This window comes from Actinomadura bangladeshensis (assembly GCF_004348335.1).
In the GTDB taxonomy this organism is placed as follows: Bacteria; Actinomycetota; Actinomycetes; order Streptosporangiales; family Streptosporangiaceae; genus Spirillospora; species Spirillospora bangladeshensis.
Genome location: NZ_SMJW01000018.1, coordinates 1 through 16285, shown reverse-complemented (window position 1 = coordinate 16285; position 16285 = coordinate 1). Strand labels below are relative to the sequence as shown.

Genomic DNA, 16285 nt, shown 5'->3' with positions numbered 1-16285 from the left:
TCAGGAGATATGGAGGAGGAGGTCCCGGTGGTCGTGCTGCGCAGTTATGTCTCGGGTTCATGGCGTGCTCCCGACGAGGAGGGCGTGCCGTTGCACGACGCCGTCACGGGGGAGGAGATCGCCCGGATCTCGTCGTCGGGCGTCGACATGGGGGCCGCACTGGAGTACGGGCGGGCGGTCGGCGGCCCGGTGCTGCGCGAGCTGACGTTCCACCAGCGGGCGGCGCTGCTGAAGGCGCTCGCCTCGCACCTGAGGGAGCACCGCGCCGAGCTGTACGCGCTGTCGGCGCGGACGGGCGCGACGTTGCACGACGCGAGGTTCGACGTGGACGGCGGCATCGGCGTCCTGTTCGGCTATGCGAGCAGGGGGAAGCGGGAGCTGCCGAACGACCGGTTGCTGATCGAAGGGGACGTGGAGCCGCTCGGCAAGGGCGGGACGTTCGTCGGCCAGCACCTGTGCACCCCGTCGCGGGGCGTCGCGGTGCAGATCAACGCGTTCAACTTCCCGGTCTGGGGGCCGCTGGAGAAGCTCGCGCCCGCCTTCCTCGCCGGGGTGCCGAGTCTCATCAAGCCGGCGAGCCAGACCGCCTACCTGACGGCCCGGCTGGTCGAGCTGATCGTCGAGTCGGGCCTCCTGCCCGAGGGCACCGTGCAGATGGTCTGCGGCGAGCCGCGCGACCTCCTGGACCACCTCACCGAGCAGGACATCGTCGGGTTCACCGGGTCGGCGTCCACGGCCCGGCTGCTGCGCACCCACCCGGCGGTCGCCGGGAACGCGGTCCGGTTCAACGCCGAGGCCGACTCGCTGAACTGCTCGATCCTCGGCCCGGACGCCGCGCCCGGCACGAAGGAGTTCGACCTCTACGTCGAGCAGCTCGTCACGGAGATGACGGTGAAGGCGGGCCAGAAGTGCACCGCGATCCGCCGCGCGCTCGTGCCCGCCGCGCTGATGGACGACGTGGCCGAGGCCGTCCGCGACCGGCTCGCGAAGGTCACCGTCGGGAACCCGGCGGACCCGGACGTCCGGATGGGCGCCCTCGCCACCCTCGGCCAGCGCGAGGAGGTGCGGCGCTCCCTCAAGGCCCTCATGGACGCCGGCCGCCCGGTCTTCGGCGACCCGGAGCACGTCGACGTCGTCGGCGCGGACGCCGAGCGCGGCGCGTTCATCTCGCCGGTGCTGCTGCGCGCCGACGACGCCGCCCGCGCCGAGCCGCACGAAGTGGAGGCGTTCGGCCCGGTCAGCACGCTGATCCCGTACGAGGGGGCGGACGAGGCCGTCGAGCTGGCCGCGCGCGGACGCGGCAGCCTCGCCGGCTCGGTGGTGACCGGCGACGCCGGCTTCGCCCGCGACGTCGTCCTCGGCACCGCGCCCTGGCACGGGCGCCTGCTCGTGCTGAACACCGAGGACGCGGGCGAGTCGACCGGGCACGGGTCGCCGCTGCCGCCGCTCGTCCACGGCGGCCCCGGCCGCGCCGGCGGCGGCGAGGAGATGGGCGGCATCCGCGCGGTCGTGCACCACATGCGGCGCACCGCCGTCCAGTCCGGGCCCGCGATGCTCACCTCGATCACCGGGCGCTGGGTGCCCGGCACCGACCGGACCGTCACCGACGAGCACCCGTTCCGCAAGTACCTGGAGGACCTGTGCGTCGGCGACACCGCCGTCGGCGGCCCACGCACGGTCACCCTCGACGACGTCGAGCACTTCGCCGAGTTCACCGGCGACACCTTCTACGCCCACACCGACGAGGAGGCCGCGAAGGCGAACCCGTTCTTCGGCGGGCGCGTCGCGCACGGCTACCTCGTCGTGTCGTTCGCGGCCGGGCTGTTCGTCGAGCCGTCCCCCGGGCCCGTCCTGGCCAACTACGGGCTGGAGAGGCTGCGGTTCCTCACTCCGGTCAAGCCGGGCGACGAGCTGACCGTCACCCTCACCGCAAAGCAGATCAGCCCGCGCGAGGGCGCGGACTACGGCGAGGTCCGCTGGGACACCGACGTCACCAACCAGGAGGGCGCCTCGGTCGCCAAGTACGACGTCCTGACGCTGGTGTCCAAACGGCCGAGACACGACTGAGCATGTATTGAGGGCGTCTGCGGGGGAGGCGAACGCGCCGTGTTCCCGTCGGTCGGCAGGGGGCTGGCGCCGCAGCGCCACCACCGGGAGGCCGCCCCCGGCCATCGCGCCGGCCGGCCGTCGAGGCGGTCGAGCATGCGATCTCATGTAGTGATCGGTAAGAACCGCTTGCCCTTTTCCTCTCGACAGCGCCGCCGCCCGCTCGCGAAGATCGCAGGATGGCCGATGTCCTGCTGCTGTCCGGCGCCGAGGTGCGCGCGGTGTTCGACCTGCCGGCGGCGATCGCCTCGCAGCGGGCGGCGTTCGGCGCGCTCGGCCGCAAGGAGGCGCGGCTCGCGCCGCGGGTGCTGCTGGACGGCCCGGACGGCGACGTCGCGTTCAGCTACGTCTCGCGCCTGCCCGGTACCGGCGCCGTCGCCAAGTTCGGCAGCGTCAACCCCGGAAACGCGGCGCGCGGGCTGCCGACCGTCGCCGCGCTCGTCACCGTCCAGGACGCGATCGACGGCCGCCCCGTCGCGATCATCGAGGGGGAGGCGGTCACGACGCTGCGCACGTCGGCGGCGAGCGCGGTGGCCGCCGACCACCTCGCCGCGCCGGGCGCGTCCCGCCTCGCGGTGATCGGCTGCGGCGTCCAGGGGCGCGCGCACGTCCGGGCGCTGGCGGCGGTCCGGCCGCTCGGCCGGGTGGCGGTGGCCTGCCGCCACCCGGACACCTGCACCGTCGCCGCCGGGCTCGCCGACGAGGTGGGCCTACCGGTCGAGCGGGCGGCGTCCGTCCGGGCGGCGGTCGAGGGAGCGGAGATCGTCGTCACCGCCACCACCAGCGTGGAGCCGGTCGTCCTCGGCGCGTGGCTCGACCCCGGCTGCACGGTGCTGAGCGTCGGATCGTTCGCCCCGGACCGGACGGAGGTCGACGACGAGGTCCTGACGCGCGCCGCCGCCGTCGTCGTGGACGACGTGCCGACCGCGCTGGAGCACGCAGGCCCCGTCGTGGCCGCCGTCCGCGCCGGGTACCTGAGCCCGGCGGAGGTGCGGCCGCTCGGGCCCATCGTCGCGGGCCTGGCCCCCGGCCGGGAGGACCTCGGCGACATCGTCTTCTACAACAGCGTCGGCATCGGCGTGCAGGACACGGCCGCCGCCTCCGTCATCGTCGAGCGCGCCCGCGAGGCCGGCGTCGGCCGGCACGTGGAGCTGTGAGGCGGGGTCAGCCGACCCACACGGTCTTGGCGTTGCAGAACGCGCGCACGCCGTCCGCCGACAGCTCGCGGCCGTAGCCGGAGCGCTTCACCCCGCCGAACGGCAGTTCCGGGTACGAGGTCGTCTTGCCGTTGATGAAGACCTGCCCGGCGTCCAGCTCCCGGACGAACCGGTCCCGCTCGGTGCCGTCCCGCGTCCAGGCGTTGGAGCCGAGCCCGAAGCCCGTCGCGTTCGCGACCTCCACCGCCTCCGACACCCCGCGCACCCGGAACAGCGAGGCGACCGGCCCGAAGACCTCCTCGTGGTACATGCGCATCTCGGGCGTCACCCCCGAGACCACGGTCGGCGGGTAGAACCAGCCCGGCCCGTCCGGGCGCCGCCCGCCGCACAGCACCGTCGCGCCCTTCTCCACCGCGTCCGCGACCAGCTCCTCGACCTCGGCGCGGCCCTGCTCGCTGACGAGGGGGCCGACGTCGGTCGCGTCGTCCATCGGGTCCCCGACCTTCTGCGCGCGCATGTTCGCCACGAACAGCCGCTCGAACTCGTCGGCGCAGCCGATGTCCACGATGAACCGCTTCGCCGAGATGCAGCTCTGCCCGTTGTTGAGGCACCGCGACTCCGCCGCCGTCCGCGCCGCCGCCTCGATGTCGGCGGACGGCATCACGACGAACGGGTCGCTGCCGCCGAGCTCCAGCACCGTCGGCTTGATCTCGTCCGCGGCGATCGAGGCGACCGACCGCCCGGCGGGCTCGCTGCCGGTCAGCGTCGCGGCCTTCACCCGCGGGTCGCGCAGCACCCGCTCCACCTCGGCCGAGCCGATCAGCAGCGTCTGGAACGCGCCCTCGGGGAACCCGGCGCGGCGGAACAGGTCCTCCAGGAACAGCGCCGTCTGCGGCACGTTCGAGGAGTGCTTCAGCAGCCCGACGTTGCCCGCCATCAGGCCCGGCGCCGCGAAGCGGACCACCTGCCAGAGCGGGAAGTTCCACGGCATGACCGCCAGCACCGGCCCGAGCGGCTCGTAGCGGACGTAGGCGTCGGACGCCCCCACGTCGCCCGGCTCGGCGGGGCGCCGGTCGGCGAGGAACTCCGCCGCGTGCGCGGCGTAGAACCGGCACGCGGCCGCGCACTTGCGCGCCTCCGCCCCGGCGGCCTTCAGCGTCTTGCCCATCTCCGTGGTGAGCATCGCGCCGATCTGCTCGGACTCCCGGTCGAGGATGCCGGCCGCCTCGTTCATCCACTCCGCGCGCTGCTCCAGCGGGGTACGGCGATAGGAGGCGAAGGTCTCCGCCGCCCGCGCGATGCGCCGGTCGACCTCCTCGTCGGTCAGCGCGTCGAAGGTCTTCTCGACCTCGCCCGTCGCGGGGTTGGTCGTGGCGATCGTCGTCATGTCGGGATGCTCCCTGAGTGTCCGGCCTATTGACCGGGACGTGCCCGTGAGCCTCCGCGGGAAACGCCGGTCAGGCCGCGTCGGTCAAGCGGGGACGACGCACACCGGCGACGGGACGCTCAGGGCCGCGCCCACCGGCTCCGGAACGCCGTTCCCGCCGATGCGGAACGTCGTGATCGTGCCGCTCCGCTCGTTCGCGACGTGCATCCACTCGCCGTCCACGTGCAGGTCGCGCGGCCAGTGCCCGCCGGACGGGACGTCGGCGACGGGTTCGAGCGCCGCGCCGCCGTCCCGCACCCGGTGGGCCGTCACCACGTCGGTGCCGCGCATCGAGGTGTAGGCGAACCGGCCGCCGTCCCCCAGCTTGATCGCCGCGCCCTGCGCCGGGTCGCCGGCCGGGCCGGCCGTCGCGGGCGACTCCGCGACCACCTCGAGGGCCGCGTACCCGTCGATCGGGCGCAGGACGAGCACCGCCGCGGCCAGCTCGGTCAGCACGTGCACGTACCCGCCCGGGTGGACCACCAGGTGGCGCGGGCCGTACCCGGCCGGCAGCCGCGTCTCCCCGGCGAGCCGCAGGGCGCCGTCCTCGATCCGGAACGAGCGGACGAGGTCGGCGCCGAGATCGGTGGTCAGCACGGTCCCGTCCGGCGCGTGCGCGGTCATGTGGGCGTGCGGGCCCTCCTGCCGGTCGGTGCGCGGGCCGCCGCCGTGGCCCTCGGCCGCGTCGGCGTCGCCGGCGAACCCGCCGTCGCCGTCGAGGGGATACGCCCGGACCGTCCCGGACCCGTAGTCGGCGACGACCAGGTGCGCACCGTCCGGTGCCACCGACAGATGGCAGGGGAGCGCTCCGGCCCCGCGCCGCCCGATCTCCCGCAGCCCGGCACCGGTCGCCTGGTAGACGGCGACTCCGCCCTCGTCCTCCTCGCGCACCGCGTAGAGGACGTCCTTGCCGGGGTGCACCGCCACGTAGGACGGGTTCACCGCCTCGGCCGCGAGCTCCAGCGCGTCCAGGGCCCCGCCGGCGCGCCGCGTCATGCGGTAGATCCCGGCGCCGTCCCCGGCCCCGCCGGTGTACGTGCCCACCCAGAACGCCCGCTCGCTCACCCGGTCCCACCCCGATCGTGATCCGTCCGCCCCGCGGCGGCCGAGGGCGAGCCTAGCCCCGGCGCCGACGGGGTTCCCGCGCCTCGCCGCCCATCCTGCTGCCTACCTGGGCAAACGTGATGAATCTCGCATCCCTTCTTGGTCCGGAACGCTCCTGATCGACCCGGCGTTCACCACCCTTTGGTGTGACCTTGAGGGAGAAGGACCTCGGCGATTCCGGTGATGCTGCGTTCGCTGCGCCATCACCACCACCACCGGCTGTGGGCCACGGCCCCGGCCCGCTGCCGTCCGGCGCCGCGTCCGGCGCGTTCGGCGGCCCCGCCCTCGGCGCGTTTTGCGACGCCATCGGGCCCCGCGGCGCGCTGGTCCTCGCCGGCGCCCGACCCCGGGTCAGGACTCGGGGCGCAGGAGGGCCTCCTGGGCCACCGACGCCAGCAGGGTGCCGTCCGCCGTGTGGAGCGTTCCGCGGGCCAGGCCGCGGGCGCCGTGGTTGGTGACCGGGTCCACCGAGTACAGCAGCCACTGGTCGACGCGCGGCGGGCGGTGGAACCACATGGCGTGGTCCAGCGTCACGGCGGTGGCGAGGCGCCTCGGCGAGCCGGGCGCGCGGGCGCTGCTGACCACCGCCATGTCGGACAGGTAGGCGACCAGGCACGCGTGCAGGGCCGGGTCGTCGCCGACCGGCTCGGACGCCCGGATCCAGAACGGGTGGGTCATCGGGAACTCGTCGCCGCCGGGCGGGTTCACCACCCGGATGTCGAAGCCGACGGGATGCCGGAAGAACGACGGGAGCACCGGCTCCGCCAGCCCCTCCGGGCCCGGCACGTCCGCGGGCGGGTCCACCTGCCAGTCGAAGCGGTCCTCCGGGCCGTGGAAGGAGGCGATCAGCTCCAGGATCGGCTTGCCGCCCTGGCTCGCGGTGACGTGCCGGGTCGAGAACGAGCGGCCGTCGCGGGTGCGGGCCACGTCGAACACCAGCGGCTCGTCCGGCGTGCCCGGGCGGATGAAGTAGGCGTGCAGCGAGTGCGGCGGGCGCCCGCCCGCGGTCAGGCACGCGGCCCGCAGGCTCTGCCCGGCGACCTGCCCGCCGAACAGCCTCGGCCGCCCCACCGACGGTGAGGTCGCGAGGAAGGAGTCCTCGCCGAGCGGGGTCAGGTCGAACATCCGGGTGATGCCGTCGCTCATCGTGCTCCTCGTCCCGCGGCCGGCCCCGGAGGGGGCCGGCGCCGTGGCGGCGACCCTACTCGGCGGCGGGGCGGCCGCCGCCATCCGGGGCGGTCGCCTGCGCGGCGGCGGACGACCCTGATACGGTCACGCGCGGTCGACCTATGATCGCCGTGGGGACGGTGCCGGGGGAGTGCGCGCCCGCCCCGCGAGGAGATGAGAGAGGCAATGGCAGATATCACCGAGTCGCCGGAGTGGTCCGCGCTGGCCGAGCACCACGCCGCGCTCGCCGGCCGGCACCTGCGCGACCTGTTCGCGGACGATCCGGGGCGCGTCGACCGCATGACGGTGACCGCGGGGGACCTCCACCTGGACTACTCCAAGCACCGCGCCACGGGGGACACGCTGAGGCTGCTCACGGCGCTCGCCGAGCGGGCCGGGCTGCGCGCCAGGATCGAGGCGATGTTCACGGGGGAGCGCATCAACGTCAGCGAGGACCGCGCCGTCCTGCACACGGCGCTGCGGCTCCCGCCCGGCGAGCCCCTCACCGTGGACGGGCAGGACGTCGCCGGGGACGTGCACGCCGTCCTCGACAAGATGGCCGACTTCTCCGGGCGGGTCCGCTCGGGCGAGTGGACGGGCTTCACCGGCAAGCGCATCACGACCGTCGTCAACATCGGCATCGGCGGGTCCGACCTCGGCCCCGCGATGGCCTACGAGGCCCTCCACGACTTCGCCGACGCGGGCATCTCCTGCCGGTTCGTCTCCAACATCGACCCCGCCGACATCGTCGGGAAGCTCGCCGGGCTCGACCCCGAGCAGACCCTCTTCGTCATCAGCTCCAAGACGTTCGGGACGCTGGAGACGCTCACCAACGCCAAGGTCGCGCGGCAGTGGCTGACCGAGCGGCTCGGCGACGAGAAGGCCGTCTCGCGGCACTTCGTCGCGGTCTCCACCAACGCCGAGCGGGTCGCCGACTTCGGCATCGACACCGCCAACATGTTCGGCTTCTGGGACTGGGTCGGCGGCCGGTACTCCTTCGACGGCGCCATCGGCCTGTCCCTGATGATCGCGATCGGCGGCGAGGCGTTCCGCGAGATGCTCGCCGGGTTCCGGGAGATCGACGAGCACTTCCGCGCCGCGCCGTTCGAGGCGAACATGCCGGTGATCATGGGGCTGCTCGGCGTCTGGTACACCGACTTCTTCGGCGCGCAGACCCGCGCCGTGCTGCCCTACAGCCAGCGGCTCGCCCGCTTCCCCGCCTACCTCCAGCAGCTCACGATGGAGTCCAACGGCAAGTCGGTGCGGGCCGACGGGGCGCCGGTCGTCGCGCAGACCGGCGAGATCTTCTGGGGCGAGCCCGGCACCAACGGCCAGCACGCCTTCTACCAGCTGCTGCACCAGGGCACCCGGCTCGTGCCCGCCGACTTCATCGGCTTCGCCGAGCCGTTCGCCGACCCCGCCGTCGACGGGCCGGCGGGCATGCACGACCTGCTGACCGCGAACATGCTCGCGCAGACGTCGGCGCTCGCGTTCGGCAAGACCGCCGAGGAGATCGCCGCCGAGGGGACGCCCGCCGCGGTCGTCCCGCACAAGGTCATGCCCGGCAACCGGCCGACCAGCACGATCCTCGTGCCGAGGCTCACCCCGAAGACCCTCGGGTCGCTCGTCGCCCTCTACGAGCACATCGTGTTCGTCGAGGGGACGATCTGGGGCATCGACTCCTTCGACCAGTGGGGCGTCGAGCTCGGCAAGGTCATGGCGATGGACCTCGCGCCCGCGCTCACCTCGGACGAGCCGCCGGCCCGGGCGCCCGACCCGTCGACCGCCGCGCTCGTGCGCCGGTACCGGGAGCTGCGCGGCCGCCGGGTCTGACCCGCGCGACGGAAACGGGCCCGCCGGACGTGCCGGCGGGCCCGTGCGTCAGCCGCCCGTCAGGCGCGGGCGCCGGGCAGCGGGCCCTCGGCCCAGCCCTGGGACTCCATGATCGCGCGGAACTCCTCGTAGGAGATGAACCCGTCGAGGTTGCCGTCCGCCCGCTCGAACCTGTCCTGCGTCTCGGCCCGCGTCCAGGCGAGTCCGAGCTCGTCCAGGACGAGCGTGAACTCCATCAGGTCGAGCCTCTGGTCGCCGCCGAGGTCCGCGCGGGTGAACAGCGCATGAAGGTCGTCCTCGGTCGGTCGTGTCGTCATCTCGCTCCTCGTTCTGTCCGATGGTAGCCACGCATCATGTCATAGGGAGCGAGCCGGGCCATATGCGAAACGCCGCAGGAAGAGCCCAGGTTCGCGGCTATTCGTCCCCGGTCAGCTCGGGGACGCGGTGCCGGTACCGGGCGAGCAGCGCGGCGTTCACCTCGTCGCCGCCGGGGACGTTCGCGCTCGTCCACCGGGGCGGCTCCGCGCCGCGCTCCGCCGCGAGGTCGTCCAGCGCGGCCAGCACCCGCGACCACGCGTACGCGGCGAGGATCGTGGAGGCCGCGGCGGTGCGCGGCGCCGCCGCCGGATGCAGCACGTCGCCGGGCGGGACGCAGGTGTCCAGCACGATGTCGGCATGGTCGGCCAGCGCCGTCGCCGTCCGCGCCGCCGCGCCCCCCGCCGCCCGCGCCGAGGTCACCGCGACGACCGGCACGCCCCGCGACCGGCACTCCGCCGCCACCTCGACGGGGTAGGGGTTGCGGCCGCTGGTGGAGAACACCACCGCCGCGTCCGGCGGGGCCGGCGCCGCCGCCTCGACCACGGCGCGGCCCGCCCCCGCCTCCCGCTCGGCGCGGGTGCTGCGCACCGCGCCGTCGAGCGGGACGACGCGCGGGTCCCAGATCGGGCGGACGGCGGCGAGCCCGCCGGCCCGGTAGAACGTCTCGCACACCATCGCGAGGGAGTGCCCCGCACCGGCGACGTGCACGATCCCGCCGGCCTCGACCGAGTCCAGGACCAGCGCGGCGGCGGCGTCGATCGCCGCGCCCGAGGCCGCGTCGAGGTCGTCCAGCAGGGCCCGCACCCGGTCGGGGAAGGCCGGCCCCGCACCGCGGGGGCCGGAGGGCCGCCCGACGGAGGACGCCGCATCAGGCATCGGGCACGGCCTCCTTCAGGGCGCGGGCCAGGTCCTCCCCGCCGGACGCGGCGCGGAGCCGGTCGGCCAGGCCGCCCGACAGCGCCCGCGCCAGCGCGGACAGGACGCCGACGTGCGCGTCCGGTTCGGGCGTGCAGAACGCGAGGAGCAGGTCGACGGGGTCGTTGTCGGGATGGCCGAACTCGACCGGCGCCGCCAGCCGGGTCGCGCCGACGCCGACCGCCAGCCCGCCCTCCTCCGGCCGCGCGTGCACCAGCGCCAGCCCCTTGGTCAGCACGATGTACGGGCCGTTCTCCTCGACCACCCGGACGCACGCGTCCGGGTAGCCCTCGCCCGCCGTACCAGCGCCGACCAGCGCGGAGGCCGCCTCCCGGACGGCCTCCCGCCAGTCCGCCGCGCGGACGCCGTCGGTCGCCGCGATCACCAAGGGCGGTTGCCGGGGGGTCTGGGGGGACGCCCCCTCAGAATGAGGCGTCACGGCAGCCATCCCTGCTCGGTGAGGCGCTCCCTGAGCTGCGCTTCGAGACCCTCCTTGTCGAGGAAGTCGCTGATCGTGATCACCACCGGTGCGAGGTCGGCGATCTCGCCGGTGTGCATGCCCTGGCCGATCACCACGTCGGGGGACATCCCGCGCGCCGTGGACACGTCGGTGTTCTCCACCCGCGCCTCCACGCCGAGCGAGCGCAGGGCGTCCTCGGCGGTCATCTTCAGCATCAGGCTGGAGCCCATGCCGACGCCGCAGACCGCGAGGATCTCCAGTTGCCGGTCCAGTGCCATCTCGGTTCTTCTCTCTCGGTCGGTTCGGTCAGGCCTTCGCGGGGGCCGTGCCCTCGGGCGCGGCGTCCCCGTCCGCGTCCCCGTCCGCGTCCGCCACGGCCGCCCGGCGCTTGTCGGCGCGGCCGAGGAGCAGCAGCGTCGCCACCATGGCGGCGAGCGCGACGGCGGGCACCAGCCAGACGGCGCTGCCGCCGGCGACCGGCTCCGCGGCCTTCAGCAGCCACGCGATCGCGTACCAGTCGGGGTCGGCGAGGGTGGCGAGCTCGGGCGCGGTCTTCTCGTACAGGTCCCAGGTGACGGCCTGCCCGACCGCGAGGATCAGGCCGGTGATCACGCCGCCGAGGACGGCGCCGCGCCAGCCCGCCACCACGTTGCCGAACAGCGCCGCGGCGCCGCCCACGAAGAACAGCATGATCATGGGCGGGGCGAGGGTGAACCACCCGATCCCGGCGAACACCCCGAGGCAGACCAGGAACACCGCCGTGGACGCGACGAACCCGACCATGACGGCGGTCGGCGCGACGGGGAACACGGTCGGCGCGTCCAGCGCGGGGCGGGTGCCGGGGATGACCCGGTCGCTGAACCCCTTGAACGCGGGGACGATCTCGCCGAGGAACATCCGCACGCCGAACAGCAGGATCGCGATGCCGCCCGCGAACCTGAGGCCGACCAGGATCGCCCACACCCACGGGGACAGCTTGTCGTCCATCTCCGCGGCGGCCTTGGTCACCACGCCGTCGTCGGCGAGCGCGACCCCGACCAGCATGATCACCGTGATGATCAGCGCGGTGCTGACGTTGACGTCCTTGAAGAACGACAGCTGGCGGGGCAGCTTCAGCTTCTCGGTGTCGTGCTTCTCCCTGCTGCCGAGCGGGCGCGCGGCGTAGCCGGTGATCAGGCAGGCGAGCGAGCTGGTGTGCGCGAACCCGAACCGGTCGTCCGGCATGACGCGGCGCATCAGCGGGCGCATCCACAGCGGCTGGAGCGTCCAGTACGCGGCGACGAACCCGGCCCCGCACAGCACCAGCGTGAGCTGGTCGGCGTCCGGCGCGATCGTCACCAGCGACGCGACCGTCACCGTGCTGATCCAGAACATCAGGTGCCCGGTCAGGTACAGGTAGCGGGCCGCCGGAAAGAGCCGGACGACCAGCACGTGCACCAGGAACGCGACCGTGATGACGAGCGCGACGGTGCCGCCCTGCTGGGTGAGGAAGTCGGCGAGGGTGTTGTCGGCCTTCGGCGGGGTCGTGTCCATCGCGCTGGCGAGGACGGTCTGGAAGCTGGTCAGCCCGCCGGTGAACACCTCCACGCCGATGAACAGGATGACGACGCCGATGGTGGCGCGCAGGGCGCCCGCGAAGACGTCCTCGAAGCGCTTGCGCTGCAGGATCAGGCCGATCAGCGTGATGAGCCCGATGAGGATGGGGACCTGGCCGAACACGTTGTCGGCCAGGAAGGTGAGGATGTCCTTGATGACGTCCATGTGAAGTCGCCTCACTTCCCGGGGGGTGGTGGACGGTCAGTGCGCCGGCGGCCGGAGGTCGAGTTCCAGCCGGTAGCGGTCGCCGCGGTAGACGGATCTGACGTATTCGAGGGGCCGCCCGCCCGCGTCCCTGGTGACGCGCTCGAAGAGGAAGGCCGGCGTGTGCACGGGCACCCCGAGCTCGGCGGCCTCCTCGGCGGTGGTGACGGTCGGCTCGATCGTCTCGGTGCCCGAGGCGATCACGATGCCGCCGCTGCGCAGCAGGTCGTAGAACGACTGCCCTTCCAGGTCGTGCCGCCGCAGGCCCGGCAGCAGCGCCCGCGGCAGGTAGAGGGTCTCGATGGCCATGCTCGCCCCGTCGGCGAGCCGGAGCCGCCGAATGGTAAATACCTCTTCCTCGGGCGGGAGCGCGAGCCGCCTGCCGATCCGCGCCCCCGCGGTCTCGGTGCGGAAGGACAGGACGCGGCCGCCCGGTTTCATGCCCCGCCTGATCATGTCCTCGGTGAACGACGTCATGGTCAGCGACACCGCGATCCGGGGTTCGGCCACGTAGGTGCCGCTGCCGTGCCGCCGCTCGAGCAGCCCGTCGGCGACGAGCCCGTCGATGGCCTGCCGCAGGGTGGGCCGGGAGACGCCGAGCTCGGCGGCGAGCCGGCGCTCGGACGGCAGGACGTCCCCCGCGTCCAGGCCGTCCAGCATGGCGACGAGCTCGCGGCGCACCGCTTGCCGTTTCGTGCTCCCGGACCGCGCTTCACCGGCGGATGGCACGCCGTTCACCTCCCAGGGCGTTGTTCCTGTGGCTGCACACCGTATGTCCGATTACGCTGACTGGTCAATACCACTTTGGCGATGTTTGCCGTGGTCGGCGTGCGGTGGCCCCGCCTACGGTCGCGCCATGAGGAATCTCGCACGCGGCGCCCTGGCTCTGGCGCTTCCCCTGGTCCTGCCCGCGACCCTCTGCACGGTCCCGGCCCACGGCGCCGACGGTCCCGGCACCGGCCCGCCCGGCGCCCGCCCGGGGTGGCGGCTCGTCGCGGCCGAGCCGTTCAACCGGCACCTGGACAGCGGGAAGGTGCCGTGGCGGCCGGACGGTGACGGCCCGTCCAGTCCCTACAACGTCGACATGTACGACAACGACGGCGCCTACTTCGACACCGTGGGCGGGCCGGCGTTCCGCGCGCAGCTCGCGAAGATGAAGACCTACCGGCAGTCGTTCACGTTCGGGACGCGCGGCTGGCTCACCGCCGAGCTGGCCGCGCGGGACGCCGACGGCGACGGGCGCCCGGACGCGCCGCCGACGCTCACGTCCGGCAAGGGCGTCGCGCGCATCGACGAGCCCGCGCACCAGGCGGGCGTCGTGATCCGCTCCACCCGCGACCTGCCCGCCGAGTACCGCGTCGAGATGACGCTGCGCGGCCTCGACTTCGGCGGGCAGCGCAACGGACTGTGGGACTACCCGGACGGGCGCGTCAACGGCTACTCGCCGGAGGGCTGCAAGACCAACTTCCCGTGGGCGTCGGGCGGCGACTTCTCCCGGCCGGAGTGCGCGTGGGCCGACGTCCGCACCGACTCCAACGGCTTCTACTACATGTCGATCATGGACTACCGGCAGGTCGCGCCGCACAACAACGTCTTCGTCCACGGCCACCGCAAGGTCGCCATGGACGGCTACAACCGCTACAAGTACACCGGAAAGGGCCTGCTCTACTGCAACCCGGCGACCGGCGAGTACGAGCCGTACCAGGCCGGGACCGGCAACGGCGTCAACGCGATCTTCATGACCGACGACCGCCGGTACGCGGCGATGCCCGGCACCGAGTACCTGATGGAGAGCGAGTGCGGGCTCCGCAAGGGCGGCGCGATCGTCTCGACCGTCGACCTGCGGCCCGAGCTGCTGCCGCGCGAGCCCTACACGTTCGCGATCGAGCGCCGCGGCGGCGCCTACACGATGGAGATGTCGGGCGTCTTCGCGCACGTGGGCCGCGCCACCTTCCGCTACACGCGCGCGTTCGTGCAGGACGGCGAGCCGATCTGGCACTACAACCAGCGCCCGGACGAGTACGACGGCCGCTTCAACGCCGACTGGACGTGGCAGGGGCCGGGCGGCACCCTCGTGGACCGCGACACCTGGCCCGCCGGATCCGCCTACCCGGACCGGTTCATGATCGGTGACCCGCACATGAACTTCTACGAGGGGAAGGCGCAGGTGGACGACATCCGGTTGTACGTTCCAAGGTAAGAACGTCCGAGGCGGGGGCTAGGGTCCGGCAGATCTCGCCCACGCCTCGCCACGGGGGGCCTCGTGACTCAGGAGACCGCGACGGGCCGGCCGCCCGAGCCGTCCCTCGCCGACCCCTGCGCGGAGCGGGAGCCGGCGGGGGACCGGCTGCGCACCGGCGGGGACGGCCGGCGGCTGGACGTGTTCCTGTCCGGCCAGGTCTTCATGGACATGATCTTCACCGGGCTGCCGGGACTGCCGCCGCCCGGCACCGAGATCGTCACCGACGGGCTCGGCTCGGCGCCGGGCGGCGTCGCCAACATCGCGGTCGCGATGAGCCGGCTCGGCCTGCGGGTCGGGCTGGCGGCGCCGTTCGGCGACGACATGTTCGGCGCCTACCTGTGGCGCACCCTCGCCGAGCAGGAGGGCGTCGACCTCGGGCCGTCGCGGCGGGTGCCCGGCTGGTCCACGCCCGTCACCGTGTCGCTGGCCTACGACTCCGACCGCAGCATGGTGACCTTCGTCAAACCCGTCCCGTCCCCGCCCGACGACCTCGGCGGCCCGCCGCCGGACGCGCGGGCGTGCTTCGTGGACGTCGACCGCCCGGTGCCGCCGTGGGCGCCCGAGATGCGCCGGCACGGCGCGCTGGTGTTCGGCGACCTCGGCTGGGACCACACCGGCGCCTGGCCGGCCGAGGTCCTGGACCGGCTCGCGCACGTGGACGTGTTCCTGCCGAACGCCGCCGAGGCGATGGCCTACACCCGGACGGGCACCCCGGCCGCCGCGGCCGAGGCGCTCGCCGAGCGCGTGCCGGTGGTCGTGGTGAAGCGCGGCGGGGACGGCGCGATCGCCATCGACGCGCGGACGGGGGAACGGGCCGAGGTCGGCGCCCTGCCGGTGGAGGCGCTCGACCCGACCGGCGCGGGCGACGTGTTCGCCGCCGGGTTCGTGTTCGGCACGCTCGCCGGCCTCCCGCTCGCCGAGCGGCTCCGGTTCGCCAACCTGTGCGCCGGGCTGTCGGTGCGGCACCGCAGCGGCTCGCTCGGCTCGCCGTGCTGGGGCGAGATCGCCGCGTTCGGCGAGTCGGGAGAGGTGCCCGAGGCGGTGCTGGCCGAGTACGCGTTCGTGATCCCGTTCATCCCGGACGCCGCCGACGACTCGCCCGTCCGGGCCGAGCCCACCCTGCGCACCGAATGATTAGACGGCCCTCTTGCTAATGCAAAGTCCTTCACATTGCCATCGGCCGGATGAGAGCACGCATCGTTACCGGGCGCTCGTGGAGGGCATGGTCGCCGCCTTGAGGGCGGGGAGGAAATGCGGAGTGCCGGAGCATGATGACTCTCTGGGTTTTGTCGGTGGCGGTCGGTAGGGTGCGGGCGTGTCCCGGTACCGGTTGTGTCCGACCCCTGCCCAGGAGGCGGGGCTGCTGGAGCATTGCGGGCATGCGCGGTTCGTGTGGAATCTGGCGGTGGAGCAGCACTCCTGGTGGACGCCGCGGCGGGGCCCGGCGCCGGGGTATGTCGTGCAGGCGCGGCAGTTGACCGAGGCTCGCGCGGAGTTCGGGTGGCTGGCGGCGGGTTCGCAGACGGTGCAGCAGCAGGCGCTCAGGGATTACGCGCAGGCGATGGCGAACTTCTTCGCGGGTACGCATCGGCGCCCTACGTGGCGTAAGGCGGGGGTGCATGAGGGCTTCCGGATCGTGGGGGTGCGGGGCCGGGCGTGGGAGGTGCGGCGGTTGTCGCGCCGCACGGGTGCGGTGCGCCTCCCCAAGGTGGGGTGGGTGCGGTTCCGCTGGTCCCGTCCCGTCCCGCCGGACGTGA

General features: G+C 73.7%; 15 protein-coding genes. 6 read left to right on the top strand and 9 right to left on the bottom strand.

Going from position 1 to position 16285, the window contains the following annotated elements:
• Positions 1–9 precede the first annotated feature (9 nt).
• Complete coding sequence (gene paaZ, locus E1284_RS05935) at positions 10–2067, top strand: phenylacetic acid degradation bifunctional protein PaaZ (RefSeq protein ID WP_207923586.1); 2058 nt, start codon at positions 10–12, stop codon at positions 2065–2067.
• A 218-nt stretch (positions 2068–2285) separates the two neighbouring features.
• Positions 2286–3263 (top strand): ornithine cyclodeaminase family protein, encoded by a 978-nt coding sequence (locus E1284_RS05930; protein ID WP_131937907.1) that lies wholly within the window; start codon positions 2286–2288, stop codon positions 3261–3263.
• Positions 3264–3270: 7 nt separating this feature from the next.
• On the opposite strand, the gene E1284_RS05925 is transcribed toward E1284_RS05930, so the two are convergent.
• The 3 genes from E1284_RS05925 to E1284_RS05915 form a co-directional block, all read right to left on the bottom strand.
• Complete coding sequence (locus tag E1284_RS05925; RefSeq protein WP_131937905.1) at positions 3271–4650, bottom strand: NADP-dependent succinic semialdehyde dehydrogenase; 1380 nt, start codon at positions 4648–4650, stop codon at positions 3271–3273.
• 84 nt (positions 4651–4734) lie between these two features.
• Positions 4735–5754: a lactonase family protein gene (locus E1284_RS05920; protein ID WP_131937903.1), complete on the bottom strand. Its 1020-nt coding sequence runs from the start codon at positions 5752–5754 to the stop codon at positions 4735–4737.
• Between the two features lie 390 nt (positions 5755–6144).
• Positions 6145–6939: an acyl-CoA thioesterase gene (locus E1284_RS05915; RefSeq protein ID WP_165965139.1), complete on the bottom strand. Its 795-nt coding sequence runs from the start codon at positions 6937–6939 to the stop codon at positions 6145–6147.
• A gap of 207 nt (positions 6940–7146) precedes the next feature.
• On the opposite strand from E1284_RS05915, the gene pgi reads away from it, so the two are divergent.
• Complete coding sequence (pgi, locus tag E1284_RS05910; protein ID WP_131937899.1) at positions 7147–8793, top strand: glucose-6-phosphate isomerase; 1647 nt, start codon at positions 7147–7149, stop codon at positions 8791–8793.
• Between the two features lie 59 nt (positions 8794–8852).
• Here pgi and E1284_RS05905 read toward each other — a convergent pair whose 3' ends face one another.
• The 6 genes from E1284_RS05905 to E1284_RS05880 form a co-directional block, all read right to left on the bottom strand.
• The gene (locus E1284_RS05905) at positions 8853–9110 is read right to left on the bottom strand and encodes an EF-hand domain-containing protein (protein ID WP_131937897.1); all 258 of its coding nucleotides are present in this window, start codon (positions 9108–9110) and stop codon (positions 8853–8855) included.
• A 97-nt stretch (positions 9111–9207) separates the two neighbouring features.
• On the bottom strand, positions 9208–9987 hold the full coding sequence (locus E1284_RS05900; RefSeq protein ID WP_131937896.1) for a sugar isomerase domain-containing protein: 780 nt from the start codon (positions 9985–9987) through the stop codon (positions 9208–9210).
• Entirely contained in the window at positions 9980–10411 is a 432-nt protein-coding gene (locus tag E1284_RS05895) for a PTS sugar transporter subunit IIA (protein ID WP_165965137.1), read from the bottom strand. Before E1284_RS05895 ends, E1284_RS05900 begins: the two co-directional genes overlap by 8 nt.
• A 50-nt stretch (positions 10412–10461) precedes the next feature.
• On the bottom strand, positions 10462–10764 hold the full coding sequence (locus tag E1284_RS05890) for a PTS sugar transporter subunit IIB (RefSeq protein ID WP_131937894.1): 303 nt from the start codon (positions 10762–10764) through the stop codon (positions 10462–10464).
• Positions 10765–10792: 28 nt separating this feature from the next.
• On the bottom strand, positions 10793–12247 hold the full coding sequence (locus E1284_RS05885) for a PTS ascorbate transporter subunit IIC (RefSeq protein WP_131937892.1): 1455 nt from the start codon (positions 12245–12247) through the stop codon (positions 10793–10795).
• 36 nt (positions 12248–12283) lie between these two features.
• Positions 12284–13015, bottom strand: a complete 732-nt coding sequence (locus tag E1284_RS05880; RefSeq protein WP_243714279.1) for a GntR family transcriptional regulator — start codon at positions 13013–13015, stop codon at positions 12284–12286.
• Between the two features lie 127 nt (positions 13016–13142).
• On the opposite strand from E1284_RS05880, the gene E1284_RS05875 reads away from it, so the two are divergent.
• The 3 genes from E1284_RS05875 to E1284_RS05865 form a co-directional block, all read left to right on the top strand.
• Positions 13143–14486 (top strand): hypothetical protein, encoded by a 1344-nt coding sequence (locus E1284_RS05875; RefSeq protein ID WP_131937890.1) that lies wholly within the window; start codon positions 13143–13145, stop codon positions 14484–14486.
• Between the two features lie 63 nt (positions 14487–14549).
• Positions 14550–15662, top strand: a complete 1113-nt coding sequence (locus E1284_RS05870; RefSeq protein WP_243714278.1) for a carbohydrate kinase family protein — start codon at positions 14550–14552, stop codon at positions 15660–15662.
• Between the two features lie 181 nt (positions 15663–15843).
• The coding region (locus E1284_RS05865; protein WP_165965136.1) for an RNA-guided endonuclease InsQ/TnpB family protein at positions 15844–16285 on the top strand (442 nt) is incomplete at its 3' end.